The sequence below is a fragment of the Acinetobacter indicus CIP 110367 genome (genome assembly GCF_000488255.1).
GTDB classification, from domain to species: Bacteria; Pseudomonadota; Gammaproteobacteria; order Pseudomonadales; family Moraxellaceae; genus Acinetobacter; species Acinetobacter indicus.
Window position 1 is genome coordinate 100,976 of record NZ_KI530758.1, and the last position, 23,134, is coordinate 124,109.

The 23,134-nt window shown below is 43.7% G+C and carries 12 protein-coding genes, 2 pseudogenes and 1 other annotated feature; of the genes and pseudogenes, 12 read left to right on the forward strand and 2 right to left on the reverse strand.

The annotated features are described in order from the left end of the window. The first annotated feature begins 10 nt into the window (after positions 1-10). The 6 genes from P253_RS14200 to brxL are packed head-to-tail and all read left to right on the forward strand — an operon-like array spanning position 11 to position 13,187. The gene (locus P253_RS14200) at positions 11-622 is read left to right on the forward strand and encodes a DUF1819 family protein (protein WP_016658784.1); all 612 of its coding nucleotides are present in this window, start codon (positions 11-13) and stop codon (positions 620-622) included. A gap of 16 nt (positions 623-638) precedes the next feature. Then, positions 639-1,214 (forward strand): DUF1788 domain-containing protein, encoded by a 576-nt coding sequence (locus P253_RS14205; RefSeq protein ID WP_002010699.1) that lies wholly within the window; start codon positions 639-641, stop codon positions 1,212-1,214. A gap of 41 nt (positions 1,215-1,255) precedes the next feature. Continuing rightward, positions 1,256-4,936 (forward strand): BREX system P-loop protein BrxC, encoded by a 3,681-nt coding sequence (gene brxC, locus P253_RS14210; protein ID WP_016658783.1) that lies wholly within the window; start codon positions 1,256-1,258, stop codon positions 4,934-4,936. 46 nt (positions 4,937-4,982) lie between these two features. Then, entirely contained in the window at positions 4,983-8,450 is a 3,468-nt protein-coding gene (gene pglX, locus P253_RS14215) for a BREX-1 system adenine-specific DNA-methyltransferase PglX (RefSeq protein ID WP_016658782.1), read from the forward strand. 43 nt (positions 8,451-8,493) lie between these two features. Continuing rightward, on the forward strand, positions 8,494-11,118 hold the full coding sequence (gene pglZ / locus P253_RS14220) for a BREX-1 system phosphatase PglZ type A (RefSeq protein ID WP_016658781.1): 2,625 nt from the start codon (positions 8,494-8,496) through the stop codon (positions 11,116-11,118). 29 nt (positions 11,119-11,147) lie between these two features. Beyond that, on the forward strand, positions 11,148-13,187 hold the full coding sequence (gene brxL, locus P253_RS14225; protein WP_016658780.1) for a protease Lon-related BREX system protein BrxL: 2,040 nt from the start codon (positions 11,148-11,150) through the stop codon (positions 13,185-13,187). A gap of 123 nt (positions 13,188-13,310) precedes the next feature. On the opposite strand, the pseudogene P253_RS14230 reads toward brxL, so the two are convergent. Next, positions 13,311-13,547: pseudogene (locus P253_RS14230) on the reverse strand (hypothetical protein); the annotation flags it as partial. 295 nt (positions 13,548-13,842) lie between these two features. Here P253_RS14230 and P253_RS14235 point away from each other — a divergent pair. The 6 genes from P253_RS14235 (at position 13,843) to P253_RS14260 (ending at position 21,736) form a co-directional block, all read left to right on the forward strand. After that, entirely contained in the window at positions 13,843-14,262 is a 420-nt protein-coding gene (locus tag P253_RS14235) for a cation efflux protein, CzcI-like (protein WP_212749373.1), read from the forward strand. 48 nt (positions 14,263-14,310) lie between these two features. Continuing rightward, complete coding sequence (locus P253_RS14240) at positions 14,311-15,636, forward strand: TolC family protein (protein WP_016658778.1); 1,326 nt, start codon at positions 14,311-14,313, stop codon at positions 15,634-15,636. 1 nt (position 15,637) lies between these two features. Continuing rightward, positions 15,638-16,867, forward strand: a complete 1,230-nt coding sequence (locus P253_RS14245) for an efflux RND transporter periplasmic adaptor subunit (protein WP_016658777.1) — start codon at positions 15,638-15,640, stop codon at positions 16,865-16,867. Beyond that, positions 16,857-19,997 (forward strand): efflux RND transporter permease subunit, encoded by a 3,141-nt coding sequence (locus P253_RS14250; protein ID WP_016658776.1) that lies wholly within the window; start codon positions 16,857-16,859, stop codon positions 19,995-19,997. Before P253_RS14245 ends, P253_RS14250 begins: the two co-directional genes overlap by 11 nt. Positions 19,998-20,083: 86 nt before the next feature. Then, positions 20,084-20,983, forward strand: coding sequence for a cation diffusion facilitator family transporter (locus P253_RS14255; protein ID WP_023274435.1), 900 nt, complete (start codon positions 20,084-20,086; stop codon positions 20,981-20,983). 186 nt (positions 20,984-21,169) lie between these two features. Further along, positions 21,170-21,736 (forward strand): recombinase family protein, encoded by a 567-nt coding sequence (locus P253_RS14260; protein ID WP_004897285.1) that lies wholly within the window; start codon positions 21,170-21,172, stop codon positions 21,734-21,736. A gap of 39 nt (positions 21,737-21,775) precedes the next feature. Here the strand turns inward: P253_RS14260 and P253_RS15685 are convergent. Further along, positions 21,776-23,009 (reverse strand): annotated as a pseudogene (locus P253_RS15685) (IS3 family transposase). After that, positions 22,604-22,720: a sequence feature (AL1L pseudoknot), on the reverse strand. (Overlaps the previous pseudogene by 117 nt.) Positions 23,010-23,134 lie beyond the last annotated feature (125 nt).

Here is a 23,134-nt window from a genome sequence, read left to right on the forward strand (position 1 = left end):
GAGATTGACCATGTTAGAACAATTTCATTATGACAGTGACCTGATTGGTGGCTCCCTGATGGTGCGTGAAAGCCGGCTGATCGCGGATCTGTTATTACGAGAAGCGACTCCAGAACAATGGCATCAGGCAATTCAGATTGACAATATTCTGCAAAAAAGAACGCCTGCTTCAGCCCAACGTAACGCCACTGCCATTCGTAAGCGTCTTGAGCGCTTAGAGCCTGATTTCTGGAAAGCACTACGTGATGGGGATGATGAGCTGGCGACCCAGGTGGCTTTTTGTGGTGCACTGGAACGCAACCTGTTGCTGCTTGAGTTTATGGAAACGGTGATGAGGGATGCCTATATCTCTCAGGCGCAACACTTGGACAGTTATATCTGGTCAGATTTTTTGGATGAACGCTCACAACGTGATCCGGATATCTGTGATTGGAAAGAGTCCAGCAAGAAAAAAATGGGGCAGGTGGTGTTTCGCATGCTGGCAGAAGCCGGTTACTTAAAAAGTACCCGTAAGCTGGTGTTGCAGCGCGTGATCGTCAGAGCAGAGCTGCGTAGCCTGTTGGAAGAACATTATAAACAACGCATTAAAAGATCTATGGAAGTGTCGCTATGGACGCGGTAGTTGTAGAGGGGCAGCAATGAGTCAAACAATACATGAGCGTCTAAATCAGATTCCAGAGCGAATACTTTCAACCGAGTTTCTCACCGGGCAAGGACTGGGTAATGAAATTGGCTTCTGGATTTTTGATTATGCACCTGAAGATGAGTTGAAAGTGCGCGAATATCTGCATTTTCTAGACGGGATGCTGGAGAAAAAACACAGTCAGCTGAAGGTGGTGAATATCAACCTGCTGCAAGCCGTGGTGGATTATCTGGCTGAGCGTAACTTCATCGATAAAGCCATTCAAATGCAAAAAGCCAAAGGCGATGAGGCGCTGCTCAAAGCGCTGAAAGGCCCACTGCATATGGATAAGTTCGCGCCCTATCTGGTGAGTAAATATGCTACCAATGCGCAAGATATTGTGTTGATGACTGGGGTAGGGTCGGTTTGGCCACTGTTACGTGCCCATCACTTATTGAACAGTTTGCATTCGTTACTGGGGCATAAGCCAGTGGTGCTGTTTTACCCAGGTTATTACGACGGTCAAGCGATGAGTTTATTTGGAAAAATTCCAAGCAATAATTACTACAGAGCATTCAGATTAGTGCCTTAAACACGGCAAATAGAAATAAAAATTCGGGGGAATTGATTGAGATGAACATTAAAGAACTTTTTTACAAGCCATTAGATCGTGCGATTAACGGGGTCGTAAAAGCAGACCAGAATGACAATACTACGGTTTATCAGGAACTCGACGAGTATGTGGTCACCAATGAACTGGAAAAGCATTTTCGGGACTTTTTCCAGTCTTATGGCACAGACCTAAGCGATCCTTCGATTGCCAACCGAGTCGGTGTGTGGATTTCGGGATTCTTTGGTTCAGGTAAATCACATTTCCTGAAAACCTTGTCGTATATTCTGGCCAATAAAGTGGTACGCGATGCGGAAGGTAACGAACGCAGTGCTGCAGAATTCTTTGATGAAACTAAAATCCGCGATGCATTTATCCGTGCCGATATTGGCAAGGCCGTTAGCCATCATGCCGATGTCATCCTGTTTAACATCGACAGTAAAGCCAGCTCCAATGATGACGGCAATCCGATCCTGAATGTGTTTTTACGTGTGTTTAACGAGTATCAGGGTTTTAGTGCTGACCATCCACATATTGCCCATATGGAACGTCACCTGAGCCAGAAAGGTGTCTATGAACGCTTTAAACAGGCTTTTGAGGAATCCAGCGGCATGTCCTGGCTAGAGGAGCGTGATGGCTATCAGTTCTATCAGGATGATGTCGAAACCGCAATTTCCCAAGCCCTCAACTTATCTGCTGAAGCTGCGCATAAATGGTTTGAGGATTCTGAGCAGACCTTTAGTGTTTCGGTCGAAAACTTCTGTCAGTGGGTGAAAGAATACCTGGACAGCAAAGGACCCCAGCAACGCATGTTGTTTTTGGTCGATGAAGTGGGGCAGTTTATTGGCAGCGATACCCGCTTGATGCTGACACTGCAAACCATTACTGAAAACCTGGGTACGATCTGTAAAGGCCGCGCTTGGATTATCGTCACCTCACAGGCAGACATCGATGCTGTTTTAGGTGAGATGTCTTCTTCCAAAGCCAATGACTTCTCCAAGATTGCTGGACGTTTTAAAACCCGGTTATCACTGTCCAGTTCCAATACCGATGAAGTCATCCAGAAACGTTTATTACGTAAAACCCCGGAAGCTGAAGCATTGCTCAGATCGGTGTTTGAGCAAAAGGGCGATATCTTAAAAAATCAGATTACCTTTGACCGTTCAGGCCCAACCCTCAAGAACTATGAGGGGCCAGACAGCTTTATTCATAACTATCCTTTTGCGCCGTACCACTTTCAGCTGGTACAAAAAGTATTTGAAGAAATCCGTAAAGTCGGTGCGACCGGTGCACACTTGGCCTATGGTGAACGGTCCATGCTGGATGCGTTCCAGATGGCCGCGAATGCGATTGCTACAGATGAAGTCGGTGCCCTGGTTCCTTTCCACCGCTTCTATACTTCAGTCGAAGGTTTCCTGGATACTGCAGTGAAGCGTACCATCGACCAGGCAGGGCAGAATAAGACCCTGGATGGTTTTGATGTGCAGATGCTGCGTACCCTGTTCATGATCCGCTATGTCGATATCATCAAAGGTACCTTGGATAACCTGGTGACTTTGTCGATTGAGAAAATTGATGAAGATAAGCTGGCATTACGCAAGCGGATTGAAGAAAGCCTACTGCGTCTGGAAAAAGAGAGCCTGATTACGAGGAATGGTGATGAGTTCCTGTTCCTGACCAATGAAGAACGCGATATCACCCGTAAAATTAAAGCCACTGACTTAGCAGCTTCAGAAGAAAATAAAGAGTTAGCTAATCTAATCTTTAAAGATTTACTGAGGGATCAGAACAAATACCGCCATCAAGCCAACAAGATGGACTATCAGATTGGTCGTTTTCTGGATGGTCATAGCCTGGATGGCAAGTATGAGAGCGATTTGAAAGTTGAAATCATTTCTCCACTGGATACGGAATATAACCTCTACACAGAAGCTTTCTGTATTGGTAAGAGCGCCGAGGCCGAAGGGCAGGTACTGTTTAAACTGGCAGACGATAAACAGTTCTTTAATGAACTGCGCACCTGGCTGAAAACCAATAAATTCATCCGCTTAAATGATGATGGTACCCAATCCGATATCAGCCGTATCCTGGCAGACCGTGGCCGTGAGAATCAGGAACGTAAAAAACGCCTGCGTGCCCAGGTCGAAGAAATGCTGCTGGACGCGGAAAGTTATGCCTTGGGTCAACATCTACAACTTTCATCTTCTAGCCCTTCCACCAAGCTGGATGAGGCTTGTCGTTATTTGCTGGAAAACACCTATACCAAACTGAGCTATCTGCAGGTCTATCAGCAGGATGCCTGGCGTGAGCTGAACGCCGTCTTGACTGTGGATGATATGGCGCAACTCGGATTGTCTCTGGATGGCGGTCAGAGCAATCCCAAAGCCCTACAGGAAGTGGAGCAGTACATTGCACTACGCGCCACTGGTACAGAGCGTATTCTAGTCTCAGATGTGATAGATCGTTTTGCCAAACGTCCTTATGGCTGGCCAGATGCCGAGATTTTACTGCTGGTAGGTCAGCTGGCTGCGATGGGGCGCATTTCACTACAGTTGAATGGGGGAACCTTGCAGCTGAAAGAGGCCTTTGAGCCTTTACAGAACAGCCGCCGTCGCCGTGATGTTTCTATCATTAAAAAACGCCAGACTGATGATCAGGTGTTGAAACAGGCACGCCAACTCACCCAAGACCTATTCTCGGCCATGGGACCAGCGACAGAAAAAGAGCTATTTGAATTCTATACCCAACATTTTAAAAACTGGTTAGCCAACTTTAAGTCGTATAAGAGTAAAACTGATGTCGGGCAGTTCCCAGGCAAGAAAGTGATTGAAAAGTCGATTCTGACTTTGGAACGTCTGCTGGCGAATAGCGACAGCTTCGATTTCTTTAAGGCCGTGGTTGAGAACAAGGACGACTATCTTGATCTGGAAGAAGATTATCGTGATATTCATGAGTTCTTCAGTAACCAGATGCCGAGCTGGCAGCAACTGCAACAGGCCTTACGTCATTTTGAGAAGAACAAACAGGCGCTGGGCAGTGATGAGGTAGCTAAAAAAGCCCTCTCTGAATTACATCGCATTGCCACCCTTGAATCGCCCTATGGCCTGTTAAATAAAGTGGCTGATTTGGTTCGCACAGTGGAAGGCGTCAATGAGCAATTGCTGACTGAGAAGCGCAATCAGGCGATAGAACACATTGATGACAAGATCAAGCAGTTAGAAGCCGAGATTAAAAACAGTGGCATCGCTACCGCTGAGCTGAGTAACAAGCTATTACGCCCACTACAACTGCTGAAAACGGATATTGAAGTGGAAACTAGCCTGTCCACCATCTATATGTTGCAAACTCAAACCGCCGTCGAGCGTTTTGATGAAGCCTTGTATGAGCTGGAACGAGAAGTTCAGACTGAAATTCAGCGTCAGGCCAAAGCGGCACAACTGGCTCAGAGCAAAGCAGAGAGTGTAACCAACACTGCAACCACCTCCAGCCCAGCTACATCAGCACCTGCTGTGAGTCCGGTACAGCCTGCGACAGCCGTAGTGCCACCGAAACCAGTGGTAGAAGTTGATGTCGCTAGCATTTACAGCAAAACCTCCAGCAGTGTCTATCTGGAAACAGAAGAGTCAGTGGATCAGTTTGTAGATGCACTCAAAGCTGAATTGAAAAAAATTGTGGGTGACAAAAAGCGTGTGCGTATTCGCTAACTTGGGTTAGGGATATCGGCATCAGTCATTAATTAAAGGTTTAAAGATGAATACCAGTCATATTAAAAAATACGCACCGCAAGCACGCAATGATTTTATCGCAGCCATGCGCAAGCAGGCGGCCAAATATGGCATCACCGCAGACCGCATTTTACCGGCAGAACAGAAAGGCGACTTGCTGCTGATTGGCGATCAGGTTTTTCCGCTATCAGTCCTGAAACCACGTGAGAAGCTGATCAAACGCATTCAAACCAGCAGTTTTGAGCAAACCATTGATTATATCGCTTATAGCTGGTTTAACCGTCTCTGTGCGATTCGCTACATGGAATGCAAAGGCTTACTGGATCATGGTCGCCGTGTACTGAGTAGTGCCGATGGCAGTGCTGGGTTACCGCAGATTCTGGAAGAATGTCTGGATATTGACCTACCGGGTTTAGATGCCAGCCGTGTGGCTGAGTTAAAGCTGGATGGCAATAAAGACGAAGAGCTGTATCGTGAGCTGTTACTGGCTCAGTGTCATGCGTTGAATCAGGTGATGCCACTCCTGTTTGAACAGGTTTCTGATGAGTCTGAACTACTGTTACCGGATAATCTTACCAAAACCGATTCGTTGATCCGTGATTTAGTGAGCAGCATTCCGGAAGAAGACTGGTCGGATGTGCAAATTATTGGCTGGTTGTACCAGTTCTATATTTCTGAAAAGAAAGATCAGGTGATTGGTAAAGTCGTCAAAAGTGAAGACATTCCTGCAGCGACACAGTTATTCACCCCAAACTGGATTGTAAAATATCTGGTACAGAACAGTGTTGGTCGTTTATGGCTGATGGCCCATCCAGAAAGCACGCTAGTCAGTGAGTGGGAATACTATATTCAGCCAGCTGAGCAAAGCGATGAAGTCAATGCACAGCTGAAACAACTGATTGATGTACGCATCAGTGAAGATGGCGATACTTTAAATCCTGAAAGCATTACGGTACTCGATCCTGCCTGTGGTTCGGGGCATATACTCGTTGAAGCTTATGATTGCTTAAAAGCGATTTATTTGGAACGTGGCTACCGCAGCCGTGATATTCCACGTTTGATTTTAGAAAAGAACTTATACGGCATTGATATTGATACCCGTGCTGCACAGCTCGCCAGTTTTGCACTGTTGATGAAAGCGCGTGAGGATGACCGCCGTTTATTTAGCAATCCACCGAAGCTGAATATTATTGCGTTACAAGATAGTCAGCCTGAACGTTTGGATGCATTCAGTCAGGATTTGGTAAGTACTGGTATTGCACAGGCAGATTTAAAAGAACTGTTGGACCTATTTGAACACGCTTCGACCTTTGGTTCTTTGATTCAAATCCCTACAGCATTTGCGAAGAAACTACCTGACTTAGAAACCAAGCTGAATACAGCATTAGAGTCTGGTGATATTTTTGCACAGCAGTCAGCGCAGGAGCTGTTACCTCTAGTACAACAAGCGAAATTACTCGCTAAACAATATGATGCTGTGATTGCGAATCCGCCGTATATGGGTGGCAAAGGCATGAATACAGCCTTAAAAGATTTTGCCAAGAAGAAATTCCAAGACAGCAAGTCAGATCTGTTCGCTATGTTTATTGAACGTGGTTTTGCTTGGTGTAAGAACAGTGGCTTTAATAGCATGGTCACGATGCAAAGCTGGATGTTCTTGTCGTCTTATGAAATGATGCGTGAAAAGTTACTACAGGACCGAACCTTGTCTTGTATGGTGCATATGGGCAATGGGGTTATGGGAATTGCTTTCGGTACTGCAGCAACAGTAATGTTGAATTATAATATTAATAATTATTTAGGAAGTTTTTCTTATTGTGATAACGAAGATATAAAGGAAAATGATATTCCAAAGCAATTTCCTGTTCAAAATGAAAGACTGAAAATAGCAAAATCAGATGATTTTCAAAAGATACCTGGTAGCCCTATTGTTTATTGGGTGAGTGATAAATTACGTGCTCTTTTTTCATTAAAAAAAATCGGCTCACTATTAAAATCTGATGGGCAGTTATTAACTGGTAATAACGAAAAATTTTTACGTAATTTTTGGGAAATAAACTCTAATGAAATAGGACATGATAAAAGCTGGAAACTCCATCACAAAGGAGGTGATTACAGGAAATGGTATGGGAATGTTGAATGGGTAGTAGCGTGGGATAAAAAAACTCGTGAGCATTATCGTAGAGATAAAATCGCTCGTATTCCTAAAGAAGAAGTATGGGATTTAGAGGGTGTAACATGGTCAACTATTACCTCAGCAAATGCATCTTTTAGAAAAGTTTTATGGTTTGAGAGTTTTAATAAAGCTGCACCAACATTGCTTGGTAAAGATTCTAAAGATATAGATTTGTGTTTAGGGATATTAAATTCAAAAATTTCAGAAAAACTTTTAAAAATACTTAATCCTACCGTTAATTGTTTGGTTGAGGATATTGAAGCGATACCCATTTTGAAGATCAATTCACCAGATTTTCTTAAGAACGTGAGAAGGTGTGTACTAATTTCTAAAATAGATTGGGATTCCTATGAAAACTCATGGGAGTTTAATCAAAACCCAATTATTCGTACCAACCAATCAAATCTAGAGCAAGCCTTTAACACATGGCAACAGCAAAATGCTGACGCCGTGGCTGAGATGAAACGTCTGGAAGAAGAAAATAATAAGCTGTTTATTGACGCTTATGGTTTACAGGACGAACTCACCCCAGACGTACCTGATGCGCAAATCACTTTAACTCGTGCCGACCGTGAAAAAGACAGCCAGCGTTTAGTGTCTTATGCTCTTGGCTGTATGATGGGACGTTATAGCTTGGACGAACCAGGTCTGATCTATGCTCATGCAGGCAATCAAGACTTTGATTCAAGTCGTTATCAAAAATTCCCAGCCGATGCGGACGGCATTATTCCATTGACCGAAATGCACTGGTTTGAAGACGATGCAACGCACCGTATCCAAGAATTCCTAACTGCGGTTTGGGGTAAAGACACGCTGGATGCCAATATGCAATGGCTGGCTGAAAGCTTGGATAAAAAAGCCAGTGAAACAGCTGAAGATACCATTCGCCGTTACTTAGCCAGCAAGTTCTATAAAGACCACATGCAGACCTATAAAAAGCGCCCGATCTACTGGCTATTCAGCAGTGGTAAACAGGGCGCTTTCCAGGCGTTGGTGTACTTGCACCGCTATAACGAAAGTACTTTGGCACGTATGCGTACCGAATACGTTATGCCACTGATTTCCAAAATGGCAGCCTATGCTAACTCTCTAGAAACAGCAAAAGAAAGCAGTGACTCTGCGGCTGAAATCAAACGCATCGAGAAAAAACTGCAAGACTTGCATAAGCAACAGGCTGAACTCAGTACTTTTGAAGAAAAGCTGCGTCATTATGCCGATCAGCGTATTTCACTGGATCTGGATGATGGGGTGAAAGTCAATTATGGCAAGTTTGGGGACTTGTTGGCTGAAGTCAAAGCGATTACGGGGGAGAAATGATGAATGCTTTTTCTCCGGTACTAGACCTTGATGAGGTCGTTGCATGAATTTAAGTCAACTACAACAAGGTCTGGAACAAGCCTTTTATATTGAACAGCACCGAATTGTCTTTTGGTATGATGCAGAACAGTCATTTACTGAAGAAATCAAAGCCCTAGAGCTAAATGATGTCCAGATTCTGAATATGGCAGAAGAGTCGAGCCTGGCGATCAAGCTCAAACTGGAACTGCAAGATCAGCAGGGTAAATACTTGCTGTATTTCCCTAGCCCTGAGCCTGAAACCGAAAAAGACTGGTTACTGGACATCAAGCTATATTCTCGCAGCTTCTATGCCGATCGTTTCTCAATTATTTTCAATGAGCTGGGTTTACAGCAGCAGAGTCTAAGAGAACATCTGGCCAAACGTGAAGAATTTCTCAAAGCCAAAGCACGTCTGAGCACCTTAAAACGCTATATCCAGCCTGATGCAGATGCACAGGATCTGGACATGGCCATGATTGCGGTTGTGGTCAAGGCTGACAGTGTCGAACTTATGCATATCGTTCTGGCGCTGGCAGATGAAATGGTACAGCAGAATCTGAGCCTGGAAGTGAATCCAGATTCCTTTGCTGAACTGGAAAAATTCCAACTGGTGCCAGCTTTAGTCACAGCATTACAGGCGGAAATTGGTTATCCGGCATCGGTTGAAGAATTGAATGGGGAAGCACCATTCAAGCTCGGTACGTTCTTTATCCGTTTGATGACTACAGGTTTCTGTGAAAGCTTGGGCGATATACCGCTATGGGCTCAGGAACTGGTGATGTCATCAGTCAGCTCCCGTGCAACAGCCAGAGCCTTTTTGTCGCGCTGGAGAGACAGCTCCAAATACTACCCAACCTTCGATACACTCTCCCAGACCGTGGCCAATGCACTGCGGATCCAGGAGAAGGTCGGGACTTTTGATCTGGAGCAGCTGCTCGATGTCATGACCTTTGAAGTGATTGAACAAAAGATCATTGTTGATCTGGCCAGCCAGATCCCTGCAGCAACCAAAGCTGAACTGGAACATTTCAGAACGATTATTTCTACCCGTCTGGATGGTTATTGGGCTTCCAAACATAAGGATGATGCAACACGCCGTAAATATCGTACTGTCTATACAGCATTGCAGGCAGCCATTGAGCTGTTTAGCCTGCGACAGCAGTTTGATTCTGGGTTTTATTTCGACTCGAGTGAAGCTTTGTATAAAGCCTACGAGCAGGAGTTGTATCGCTTTGATATGGCCTATCGCCACTATAGTGCTGCTTCTCAACGCGCTCATGTCGATATCCTGAAAAAACTCGATGAAGAAGTCGAAAATTGCTATTCCTACTGGTTTATTGACCACTTGGCACGCAACTGGGGCGAGCGTGTAGAAGCTGAGCAACGCTTGAATGTTTGGAAAATGACGGATATCCCAAATCAGCAGAACTTCTACGATACTCACGTCAGACCCTTACTCAGTTCTGCAACGAAACGCCGTATTGTGGTAATTATCAGTGATGCTTTCCGTTATGAAGCTGCGGTAGAGCTGCGTGATCGTATTAATGAAAAGCGTTATTCTGAAGCGACCTTGTCTTCACAGCTGGGCGTTGTCCCAAGTTACACCACACTTGGCATGGCCTCGTTATTGCCGCATCAGACTTTGGAGTACAAAGAGGCCGCAGGGGATGATGTTTTAGTAGATGGGCAGTCCAGCAAAGGGACTGCAGCACGATCCAAAATTCTGGCTGCCTATAATGGATTGGCAGTAACCGCTGAAATGGTAAAAGGCTGGTCGCGTGATGAAGGCCGTGAAGCACTGAAAGACCATGATTTGATTTACGTTTATCACAACGTGATTGATGCACGCGGCGACAGCGCCTCTACAGAATCAGAAACCTTTATGGCGGTGGAACATGCCATTGAAGAGCTGACTGAACTTAGCCGCAAAATCTTGATGCATTTCAATATTTCTACCCTGTTGATCACAGCCGACCATGGCTTCTTGTTCCAGCAAAGTAAACTGGAATCTGCGGATCGTTCAAGCTTGACTGAAAAACCGACCAATGCATTGAAAAGCAAAAAACGCTATGTGATTGGGCATGGTTTACCAGAGAGCAAGGAAGCATGGAAAGGCTCAACCCAAGCTACGGCAGGCACACTATCTGCGACTGATTTCTGGATTCCAAAAGGGGCGAACCGTTTCCATTTTGTGGGAGGCTCACGTTTCGTACATGGCGGCATCATGCCTCAGGAAATCGTAGTGCCTGTACTGACAGTAAAACAGCTGCGTGGTGAAAAGGCTGGACAGCGGACCAAGCGTAAAGTTGAGGTCATTTCTACCAAATCCACGCTGAAGATGGTCAATAACATCCAGAAGTTTGATTTGATGCAAACCGAAGCTGTCAGTGAGCTGGTCATGCCAGTGACTTTATCCATTGCCATTTATGATGGGGATCTTAAAGTTTCCAGTGAAGAAACCTTGACTTTTGATAGCAGTACCGACTCTGTTGCCGATCGGGTCAAACAGGTCAGACTGTCATTATCCGGTACTGATTTTGACCGTAAGAAGGATTACTTCCTAGTGCTGAAGGACAAAGACCTGAATATCGAAATGCAACGCTATAAGGTCACCATTGATCTGGCATTTACCGATGACTTCTCCTGATAACGAATTAACGATAGAGCGTAGCCTACATGGAATCTGCTAACGATAAAGAACTGGATCAGCTGCTGAATGAACACTTTGCTGGGCGGGTGGTACGTAAGGATCTGACTAAACTGATCAAAGAAGGGGCAAATGTCCCTGTCTATGTACTCGAATACCTGCTGGGGATGTACTGTGCCTCGGATGATCCAGAGATCATTGAACAGGGACTACGTAACGTAAAGACCGTACTGGCTGAGAACTACGTCCGACCGGATGAAGCCGAGAAGGTGAAATCCCTGGTCCGTGAACGGGGCAGTTATAAGGTCATTGATCGGGTGACCGTAAAGCTGAATGAGCGTAAGGACAAATACGAAGCATCATTTAGTAATCTGGGCATCAAAGATGCCGAAATCTCGGCAGGTATCGTCAAAGAGTATGAAAAATTACTTGTTGGTGGTATCTGGGTCATTGCTACGCTCAGTTACTATTTTGAAGAAGGACAGACTAGTTCTCCATTTGGGGTGAGTTTACTCAAGCCGATTCAAATGCCGAATATGAATATGGATGAACTCTTCAGTGGCAGAACAGCATTAAGCACGGATCAGTGGCGCGAGAGTTTAATCCGTTCGATCGGCATGGAACCGGCTTCGTTAAAAGAGGACGTGCAATGGCACCTATTAGCGCGTATGGTTCCGTTCGTTGAAAATAACTATAACGTTTGTGAACTGGGACCACGCGGTACCGGGAAAAGCCATATTTACAAAGAGTGTTCACCGAATAGTATTTTAGTCTCTGGTGGGCAAACGACTGTCGCCAACCTGTTCTATAACATGAGTAGCCGCCGTATTGGTCTGGTAGGCTTATGGGATGTGGTAGCTTTTGATGAAGTCGCCGGTATTTCCTTTAAGGACAAAGATGGCGTACAGATCATGAAAGACTACATGGCCTCAGGATCTTTTGCCCGTGGTCGTGAACAGATGGAAGCCTCAGCTTCGATGGTTTTTGTGGGTAATATTAACCAAAGTGTTGAATCCTTGGTGAAGACTAGCCACTTATTGGCTCCTTTTCCTGAAGCCATGATCGATTCAGCATTCTTTGATCGCTTTCATGCCTATATCCCGGGTTGGGAAATTCCGAAAATGCGCCCGGAATTCTTTACCAACCGTTATGGCTTGATCGTTGATTATCTGGCTGAGTTCTTCCGGGAAATGCGTAAGCGTAGTTTTGCGGATGCCATTGAGAAGTACTTTAAGCTAGGGAATAACCTGAATCAGCGTGATGTGATTGCCGTTCGCAAGACGGTTTCTGGATTGATGAAGCTGCTCTACCCACATGGTCAATTTAACAAAGAAGATGTACGGCAATGCCTGGAATATGCGCTGCAGGTGCGCCGTCGGGTCAAAGAACAGCTGAAGAAAATTGGTGGTATGGAATTCTATGACGTTCATTTCAGCTATATCGACAATGACACCTTAGAAGAACATTTTGTCTCAGTCAAAGAGCAGGGTGGTGGCGGACTGATTCCCGAAGGTCCAGCCAAGCCAGGTTTCTTATATACCATCGGGCTCAGTAATAAAGGCATGCCGGGGTTATACCGCTTAGAACTTCAAGTGACCAAAGGTTCTGGAAAATTGGCGACATCAGGCTTATGGAATTCAAGCAGTGCCAAGGAGCAGGTCAAGATCGCATTTGACTACTTCAAGGCCAATGCATCCAGAATATCGGGTGGCAGTAAGGTGCTGGAACATGACTTCCACTTACATGTGGTTGAATTACAGAATACCGGGCCGCTCAGCCATCTTGCTCTGCCAAGTTTAGTGGCTTTCGCTTCTGGCCTCTTAGGACGATCGGTTCAAAGTCAGATGGTGGTACTGGGTGATATGAGCTTGGGTGGTTCAGTGACACCGGTGGAAAGTATTGCCGAATGTCTGCAAGTTGCTTTTGATGCGGGTGCCAAGAAGGTTGCTTTGCCAATGAGTAGTGCGGCAGATATCCCAACGATTCCTGTGGAACTGTTTACCAAGTTCCAGACCAGCTTTTATGCAGATCCGGTAGATGCTGTGTTTAAGGGGCTAGGGGTGGATTAATTTCATATCTGTCTGGAAGAGTTACAGTAGATTGTTTTAAATTCAGTTTCTCAAGTTAAACACCATGTTGTAAAAGCATAATACTGCCTCTTTTAAAGAGCTAGTATTTTAGGGGGGATTACCCTTCATTTTTTCTTGATCAGATATCTGTTGTACTTTGACAGGATTTTGTTGATCTAAATATTTTTGATACCAAACACGCAATGTTTCAGGAGTACAACCGATTTTAGGATCAATAGCTGTGATTGCTGCCGAAGTAGAAGGATAATCTTTTTCAGATTCAATCAATAATTGAACCGCTCTTTCTCTGATTTCAGGGGGCAATTTTACTTTGCCATTTGTAAGGTAAAAGGGGTCAATTTTAGAATGCCGTTGACAATGTATCGCCTTTTGAGTTTGAAGCAATGTACAATGATAAGATTAACCCGTTAGGTCAGGTGGCCTAACTTAAATAAAAAGTCTCCGACAAACCCGGTACGGTTCACTATCTATTGTTATTCTTACCTGAAATTGATGTGAGCTTATAGAGACAAGGTAAATTTGCAAAAGTGCCGGCTATTCAGTGTTCATTGAATGTTTAATTTAATTTATTAAGCTTGACCTTGGAGTGGCTCTAAGCCTTATACTTGGTACAAATTTTTCGATTGTTATGATGATGCGTTCTACTACATGGATTACAGTCTTGGTTGGATTGTTCATGTTCCAAAGCTTTTGGAATGTGGCGGCGGCCTTTTGTGTCCATGAACAACAGCCTCAATCACAGCAGAGTTATCATTTTGGTCATCACCAAAATACCTTGTGTGCCAGCGATAGTCGTCAACACGATCATAATGGACAGTCAGAAAACATAAAAACATTCAGTAGCGATTTAGAAATCGGTGAAGATCATCAAGATCATCAAGATCATCTACCATCGATGATGCATTTGATTGTACAAAATGAAAAAGTAGATGTGTTTCCTCCAAGCTCTGAAGTTAAAGTGAATCCACAATTTCATTGGAAAAACAGCTATCAGGCTCCTGACCTGTTTCAACAAAGCCCACCTCCCAAATTTTCCCCGCTCATGGTGGGGTAGCCTAAAACATTCCCACCACTTTTATTATTTAAATAAGTGGGAAAAATCATGTCTTCACAATCAATTATACTCTTGCGTCATAGCTTGGTTGCTTGTATATGTGCAGCGGCTATGCAATATAGCTATGCTGAAAACGTTACCAGCTTTGAATCCGCTTTAGCAAAAGTACAAAGTTACCAGACTCAAGACAAGCTGTGGCAACAAGTTCAGCAAATATCTGAATTGAATATTCAGCAAAGTCGGTTATGGCAGAATCCAAGTATAAGTTTAGAACAGTCTGGCTTTGGCTCAGGTCAAGAACAGGAATTCAATGTTGGCGTTAGTCAACCTCTAGATCTATTTGGTCAGCGTAAGCTGAACCGGGTGATTGCCAATACCTCGAATCAACAAATCCAATTGCAACAGCAATTATGGAAGGCACAAAGCCAACTGATTGTTAAATTTGCATGGTCGCAATTTGCACTTGCTGAGGTTGAGCAGTCTGCTTATTCAGTACAGTTAAAAACAAGTAAAGCCAATCTGGACAGTGCCCAGAAACGCTATCAGGCAGGCAGTATTGCCCTGGTTGATTTTGAGCGTACCCAAATTGAAGCGCTAGAAATCCAACGACTTTATCAGCAAGCGATGCTGAATAAACAAGCTGCCGGTCGTCAGCTGTCTAATTTGTGGGGGGGAGAAACATCTTCACATCTTCAATTGAATAAAACCGCTATCCCTTGGCCAGAGCAAAGTCTCCAAACTGTGCAACGGTATATTGCTGAAGGGTGGCTAGAAAAACTCTATGCCTTGAACATTCAGCAATCGGATCATCAAATTGAAAATTTAAGAATTCAGGCACGTCCCAATCCGACTTTAAATGTAGGCATGAAACGTAGCAAAACCCCTAATGAAAGCAACGATACGACTTTGGCAATCGGCGTGGCTATTCCACTGAATATTTTCAACCGCCAGCAATATGCGATCCCGATGGTCCAGCAACAGCAAATATTGCTGAACCAACAGCAGCAGCGTGAGCTGAAGCAACAAATACTCAATATTGCCAACAGCATGCATCAGCTCAAAGGTTTACGTAGCCAGTTCGATGCCACAACAGCACAAGTTACTTTGGCGACCAAAGTTCAGAGCCGTACTTTACAAGGGTTTCAGGCAGGGAAACTGTCCATTACCGACGTTCAGCAAGCAACCACCCAACTGCAGAATCTTCGATTGGGTCAATTACAAATTCTACGTCAAGCTTGGCAAACTGCCCTCGCAGCTGAGGCACTCAGTATTGGCACAAGTTATGAAGAAATTAGCCGTTCGGATGCCTATACACAACTGAATAAAAAGGCAGTCGAAGCATCGCAAAATTTAATCAATGGGGGAGCACGATAAAATGAACGCCAAGCAAAACGGAAAAATATCCCAGTCTCTCATGATTGCAATTTTGATTCTGATTACGGTCTTGGTCAGTCTGGTTATTTGGTTAAGTTCAAAAAAAACTGAATCTGAGGGGCATGGTCATGATGAGGGAAATGCCGAACATTCTGATGAAGATAGTTCTGAAGAAGGACATGCTGAAGAAGGCGAAATACAACTGACCAGCCAACAAATGGTTGAACAAGGTTTAAAAGTTGCTGTTGCATCCACAGGATTGGTTGAAAAGCTGACAACCCTGCCAGGTAAATTGGTGGTGAATACCGATCAACAAGCGCATATATCGCCTAATTTTAGTGGTCATGTCGAGCAGGTCAATGTGGCTTTAGGACAGAGCGTGCAAAAAGGACAAACGCTGGCTGTACTAATCGTGCCTGAACTGATCGACCAACAGGCAAATCTGCGTATGGCACAGGTGAATCTGGATTTGGCCCGTAAAGATTACCAGCGCGAACAGCAACTCTGGTCACAGGGGATTTCTGCCAAACAGGATTACCAGCGTGCCGAAAATGCCTACCGTCAAGCGCAGATTACTGTCCAGTCCTCACAAGCACGTTTAAATGCATTAGGTGCAAGTGGCAATAACAATGGGCGTTTTCTGATTAAAGCACCGATCTCTGGGGTGATCAGTCAAAAAGATATTGTGGTCGGTGAAAATGTGCAACTGGCTAATCAGCTCTTTGTCATTGAACAGCTGAAAGATTTATGGCTTGAGTTTAATTTGCCGAATCAATTCTCAGGTCAACTGCAAGCCGGGCAAAAAATTGACTTTAAAGTGAATGATTCAGATCAAATCTATAAAGCTACTGTACAAAGCTTAACCTCTCAGGCAGATGTACAAACAGGGCGTCTGGTGGTGCGCGCAAAACTCGATGCGCAAGCTACTGAGTTGCGTTCTAATGTGTTAGTGAGAGTGTTGATTCCGGAAGCTACAGCAAAATCAGCCCTTCGGATTCAAAAGTCTGCGCTGCAAAGTATTGAAGGTGAAGACAGTATTTTCATCGTAGATTCAGAACAAAAAGGTCAAGTCCACTTAAAAGCACAGAAAGTGCAATTGGGGCAGGCTTCAAGTGATGGACAATGGCTTGAAGTGATTTCTGGGCTGACTGAAGGGCAGAAGTATATCGCTCAAGGCAGTTTCTTGTTGAAATCTGAATTAGAAAAAGACGAGGCAGGCCATGAACATTAATTCTGATCTGCCAAAACCAGAAGGTTTATTCGAACGAATCATTCAGTTTTCCATACAAAATGCGATTTGGGTGTTGCTCTTTGTCTGTACCTGGATTGCGGTCGGGGTGTATAGCTATCAGAAACTCCCGATTGATGCTGTACCCGATATTACCAATACCCAAGTCCAGATTAATACTCAAGCCAAGGGTTTTACTGCGCTTGAAGTCGAACAGCGGATTACCTATCCCATTGAAAATGCCATGGCTGGCATTCCGGATCTGGAGCTTACCCGTTCCATATCCCGTTATGGACTCTCTCAAGTCACCATTGTCTTTAAAGATGGGACTGATATTTATTGGGCCCGTCAGCAGATTAACCAACGGATACAGGAGGCGCAATCTGAGTTGCCTGCACAAATCGCACCGACGATGTCCCCCGTTTCTACGGGTCTCGGTGAGATTTATCAATGGGTACTGAAGGCAGATCCGAATGCGAAAAAGCCGGATGGAACTGCATACACGCCGATGGATTTGCGTGAGATTCAGGACTGGATTGTGCGTCCTCAACTGCAACGTGTTAAGGGAGTTGCAGAGGTCAACAGTATTGGTGGTTTTGAAAAAACCTATGTGGTCTCTCCCGATTTAAACCGGATGCAGCAACTGAATATCTCATTAGAACAACTGCAACAGGCTTTAGCGCAAAATAATGAGAACCGAGGTGCAGGTTATATTGAAGACAATGGTCAGCAACTGACGGTACGTGTACCGGGTGCATTCAATGGGCTTTCTGATATTGAGAACACCATGCTGGGTAGCCCAAATGGCAGCCCAATTCGGGTTGGTGATATTGCGCAAGTCTCTATTGGGCATGATTTAAGAACCGGTGGGGCAACCTATAACGGCAAAGAAACCGTTTTAGGGGTTGCCATGATGGCGATGGGTGGAAATAGCCGGACTGTTTCTAAAGCTGTGGATGCCAAGCTTCAAGATATTCAGAATAGTTTGCCTAAAGGGGTAGTGATTGAAACGGTGTACGACCGTACTACCTTGGTTGAGAAGGCGATTAAAACCGTTCAGAAAAACTTGGTAGAGGGAGCAATCCTGGTCATCATCATTCTGTTCCTGTTTTTAGGGAATATCCGTGCTGCCTTGATTACTGCCTGTGTCATTCCACTCTCTATGCTGTTTACCTTAACCGGGATGGCACAGAAAAATATCAGTGCCAATCTGATGAGTTTAGGTGCACTCGATTTCGGCATCATTGTCGATGGTGCTGTGGTGATTGTCGAAAACTGTATCCGGCGTTTAGCCCATACACAGCAACTGTTAAAACGACCTCTCACACAAAGTGAACGCTTTAAGGAAGTTTTTCTGGCTGCCCGCCAAGCACGTCGTCCTCTTATTTTTGGTCAGCTTATTATTTTGGTGGTGTATTTGCCGATTTTTGCTTTAAGTGGTGTGGAAGCAAAAATGTTCCATCCGATGGCATTGACAGTGGTACTCGCCCTTGTTGCAGCCATTATTTTATCGATCACCTTTGTGCCTGCTGCTGTGGCATTGTGGGTCAAAGGCGATATTCAAGAAAAAGAAAGTCGTTGGATGTTATGGCTAAAAGCTAAATATCAGCAAACTCTTGATATTTCGTATCAATACAAAGCAGTTGTGCTGACTTTTGCACTGTGTGTATTAGTGATTACGGGATTTATCAGTACCAAACTCGGCAGTGAATTTGCACCACAGCTCAGTGAAGGAGACTTTGCGGTACAACAGTTACGTTCACCAAGTACAGGCTTAGAAGAGTCTTTACGTATTCAGGAGAATACTGAAAAACTTCTTTTAAAGAGTTTCCCTGAAATTAAGGCAGTATTTGCCAGAACGGGTACAGCCGAGGTTGCAACAGATGTCATGCCACCCAATATTTCAGATGGCTATATCATGTTAAAGCCTCGTTCAGAATGGCCAAATCCTAAAGAAAGTTTAGATGAATTACGTGGCCGTATGGTGACGTATTTAGCCACGATTCCAGGCAATAATAGTGAATTTTCACAACCGATTGAACTCCGATTTAATGAATTGATCTCAGGTGTGCGTAGTGATGTTGGTGTGAAAATCTTCGGTGATGATATGAATGTCCTCAATACTGAGGCGACTAAAATCTCCAAAATCATTCAGCAAATATCGGGTAGCAGTGCCGTGAAAGTTGAGCAGACCTCAGGTTTGCCATTACTGAATGTCGAGGTAAATAAAACTTTGGCTGCACAATATGGTTTGAGTGTGCGTTCAATTCAAGACCTTGTGGCAACCAGTATTGGTGGACAAAGCGTGGGAGAGATTTTAGAAGGCGATCGTCGTTTTGATTTTGTTATCCGTCTTGGAGAGCAAGACCGTAGTGTCGCATCTGTTTCCCAGTTACCTATTCAGCTTCCAAATGGTGGCAGTATTTTATTGTCGGATGTCGCGCAAGTCTCGACCATTGAAGGAATCAACCAAGTCAGTCGAGAAAATGGTAAACGCCGAGTTGTGGTTACAACGAATGTTGAAGGGCGTGATTTAGGGTCTTTTGTTTCTGATGTACAGACACAGCTCAAAGCATACACTTTGCCAAGTGGTTATTGGATAGAATATGGCGGTCAGTTTGAAAATTTGGCTTCAGCCAAAGCACGGATGCAAATCGTGATTCCACTGGCTTTAATCACTATCTTTATTTTACTGATGGCGGTCTTTCACAATGTCAAAGAAAGTCTATTGGTCTTTACCGGGGTACCCTTTGCCTTGACCGGTGGTGTGCTGTTCCTTTGGCTAAGGGATATTCCATTATCGATGTCAGCTGGAATTGGCTTTATTGCCTTATCTGGTGTTGCAGTCCTCAATGGACTGGTAATGCTGACCTTTATTAAGGAATTAAGGGACAAATATCCAGTGCATAAAGCCGTGTGGCAAGGGGCTATTTTGCGCTTAAGACCAGTGTTGATGACAGCTTGTGTGGCTTCACTGGGTTTTGTACCAATGGCGCTGGCAACCGGAACAGGGGCTGAGGTTCAACGGCCACTGGCAACCGTAGTGATTGGCGGGATTATCTCTTCAACATTACTAACTTTGGTGCTGTTACCCGTGCTTTATCGTTGGATCAATGAAAAGAAAGTTTCTTAATCCAATAGATTAGTCGATTTACAGCAGAGATATTGGCTGTTATCCAATATCTCTGCTCATCATAAATAGAATAAGGAAAATATTTTATGTCAGAACATCATGATCATAGCCATGCGGTTGTTACTGAAGAAAATAGTAAGAAGTTAATGGTTGCCTTAGGTTTAACGACCACTTTTTTAATAGTAGAAGTTGTCGCTGCTTTTATTACCCAAAGTTTGGCTTTGTTATCTGATGCAGCTCATATGTTTACTGATGTAGCCGCTTTAGCTATTGCTCTTGCCGCTATCAAAATTGGTAAAAAAGCCGCAGATGATAAAAGAACTTTTGGCTATCAGCGATTTGAAATTTTAGCGGCTCTGTTTAATGCGGTGATGCTTTTTGTGGTAGCAATATATATTGTATATGAAGCTTATCAACGTTTTACGAACCCTGCTGAAATTCAAAGTGTTGAAATGATGATTGTCGCGGTCATTGGTTTGGTCGTAAATTTGATTTCAATGAAAATCCTTTCTGCTAGTGCTGAAGGAAGTCTAAATATAAAAGGTGCATATTTAGAAGTTCTTAGTGATGCTCTAGGATCGATAGGCGTGATTATCGGAGGAATAGTTATTTATTTTACCCAGTGGATGTGGGTTGATACCGTAATCGCTGTGTTAATTGGCTTCTGGGTCTTACCTCGAACTTGGATTTTATTAAAACAAAGTATTAATATTCTGCTTGAAGGAGTTCCTGATGAGATTGATATTGAGTCGTTAAGAAATGATTTATTGAAGCTAGAGGGCGTTGAAGGGATTCATCAGTTGAAAGTCTGGGCTATATCCTCAAGAAATATTCATTTAACTGCTCATTTGGTTGCTCCGAATAGCAATACAGATCAACTCTATCAAAAGGCCTTAGAAGTTCTAAAACATAATCATAATATTACTGAAATTACGTTACAAATAGAAAATACGAAATGTAATACATTGAACCAACATAAACACTAATTTGGACTTTAGTCTTCATATAGATGTTTTGTGTAACTTTAAAGTATACCCTAAAGTTACAATCTGAAAGTTCATGAAATTATGTATCATTTAAATGATTTTTAATCATAAGTAACATGTAACTTTGATATTAAAGATTTATAATTTACAAAATTGTTCATTTTTATCCAATTGGGGCGAGAAAGAGTGAAAGGCCAAAAAGTAGGTTATGTGCGAGTGAGTTCGGTCGAGCAAAATACTGGGCGTCAACTTGAGGGGATTGAAGTCGACCGGATTTTTGTTGACCGTGCTTCAGGTAAAAATACTGACCGACCTAAATTTCAGGAAATGTTGAACTATGTCCGGGAAGGGGACAGGGTGATTGTACATTCCATGGATCGTTTTGCGCGAAGCCTGAAAGATTTGGTCACTGAAGTAGATAAACTGGTCAAACGAGGGATTGCCATCCAGTTTGTAAAAGAAAATATTACTTTTACGGCCGAATCCACCCCGATGGATAATTTGATGCTGCAATTGATGGGTGCTTTTGCACAGTTCGAACGTGAGATCATTTTAGAGCGGCAAAAGGAAGGAATAAAACTCGCCTCTGCTCAGGGGAAGTACAAAGGTCGGGTGCATAAACTAAAGCCTGACCAAGCTGAAGCTTTACGACAAGCATGGAGGGAAGGGAAGTATCCATCAAAAATGGCATTAGGAAAAGCTTTTGGGATTAGTCGTCAGGCGGTATACCGATATTTACAAGTTAGTGAATAGTGAACCGTACCGGGTTTGTCGGAGACTTTTTTATTTAAGTTAGGCCACCTGACCTAACGGGTTAATCTTATCATAGTATATTGCTTCAAACTCAAAAGGCGATACATAACCCAGTGCACTGTGTACACGCTTTTTATTGAACCAATCTACCCAATTTAGTGTCGCAAGTTGTACATCCGCTAAACCTTGCCAACCTGCTTTTAGATATTCAATCACCTCTGTTTTGTATAAGCCATTCACCGTTTCAGCCAAAGCATTATCGTATGAATCACCAGTCGTACCGACTGATGCTCGTAAATTTGCAGCTTCTAAACGATTGGTATGGCGAATGGAAAGATATTGAACACCTCTATCTGAATGATGAATCACATTCTTTGGCATGCCTCGATCATGCAATGCTTGCTCCAATGCATCGAGCACCATATCTGTATTCATTCGTGTAGATACTTTCCAGCCAACAATTGCTCGTGAGAACACATCAATAATAAAGGCGGTATAGACTCAGCCTGAATTTGTTTGAATATACGTAAAGTCACTCACCCACAGTTGGTCAGGATGATCAGCAGTAAAATTACGTTTCACTAAATCATCTGCTCGTTTTTGGTCATCTCGGCTACGGGTGGTTTGTTTGTTCTTACCTCACCAAACACCTTGTATACCTAGCTTTTTCATTAATCGAGCAACAGTACAGCGTGCGATAACATAACCTTCACGTTTCAGTTTTTGCCAGACTTTACGTACACCATACCGACCTGAACTTTCCTTCCAAATTCGTTTAATTTGTTCAGCATGATGCAAGTCATGTAAATCTCGCTTTGCTCGATGTTCTGGATTTTCGCAGAGATCTAGAGTGCGGTAATAGGTTGAAGGTGCGATTGGTAAAATTCTACAAATCGCCTCGACTCCGTACAGCTCTTTATTATTATGGATAAAATCCACCATTATTTGTGTGGGCAGTCGAGCTCCGCCTGGGCGAAAAAAGCGGCTGCTTTACGTAGAATCTCATTGGCGCGTTGCAGTTCTTTATTTTCGCGTTCGAGTTGTTTGATACGTTCTTGGTCTGAAAGCTGCTGTACTTTAACTGGATTTTGCTGATCTAAATGCTTTTGATGCCAGGCACGTAGTGTTTCAGGAGTACAACCCTTGCGCAGTATACTGCTCAGGGAGCAATAGCGGTGATCGCAGCCCAATTCGATGGATAATCTTTTTCAGATTCAATCAATAATTGAACCGCTCTTTCTCTAATTTCAGGGGTATATTTTAATTTTGTCATCGGGATAGTCTCTCAGAATATTAACTCTCCGACAAACCCGGTACGGTTCAGTCTAGGATCAATTTAAAAAATGGGTGGTGTTTCAAAAAGTATGCTGAAAAAAAGCAGGTTGGATTTTGATAAAA

Excerpts from the sequence above, each read along its gene's own strand:
- P253_RS14200 (WP_016658784.1), top strand. The coding sequence starts at position 11 with ATGTTAGAACAATTTCATTATGACAGTGACCTGATTGGTGGCTCCCTG.
- P253_RS14205 (WP_002010699.1), top strand. The coding sequence starts at position 639 with ATGAGTCAAACAATACATGAGCGTCTAAATCAGATTCCAGAGCGAATA.
- brxC (WP_016658783.1), top strand. The coding sequence starts at position 1,256 with ATGAACATTAAAGAACTTTTTTACAAGCCATTAGATCGTGCGATTAAC.
- pglX (WP_016658782.1), top strand. The coding sequence starts at position 4,983 with ATGAATACCAGTCATATTAAAAAATACGCACCGCAAGCACGCAATGAT.
- pglZ (WP_016658781.1), top strand. The coding sequence starts at position 8,494 with ATGAATTTAAGTCAACTACAACAAGGTCTGGAACAAGCCTTTTATATT.
- brxL (WP_016658780.1), top strand. The coding sequence starts at position 11,148 with ATGGAATCTGCTAACGATAAAGAACTGGATCAGCTGCTGAATGAACAC.
- P253_RS14235 (WP_212749373.1), top strand. The coding sequence starts at position 13,843 with ATGCGTTCTACTACATGGATTACAGTCTTGGTTGGATTGTTCATGTTC.
- P253_RS14240 (WP_016658778.1), top strand. The coding sequence starts at position 14,311 with ATGTCTTCACAATCAATTATACTCTTGCGTCATAGCTTGGTTGCTTGT.
- P253_RS14245 (WP_016658777.1), top strand. The coding sequence starts at position 15,638 with ATGAACGCCAAGCAAAACGGAAAAATATCCCAGTCTCTCATGATTGCA.
- P253_RS14250 (WP_016658776.1), top strand. The coding sequence starts at position 16,857 with ATGAACATTAATTCTGATCTGCCAAAACCAGAAGGTTTATTCGAACGA.
- P253_RS14255 (WP_023274435.1), top strand. The coding sequence starts at position 20,084 with ATGTCAGAACATCATGATCATAGCCATGCGGTTGTTACTGAAGAAAAT.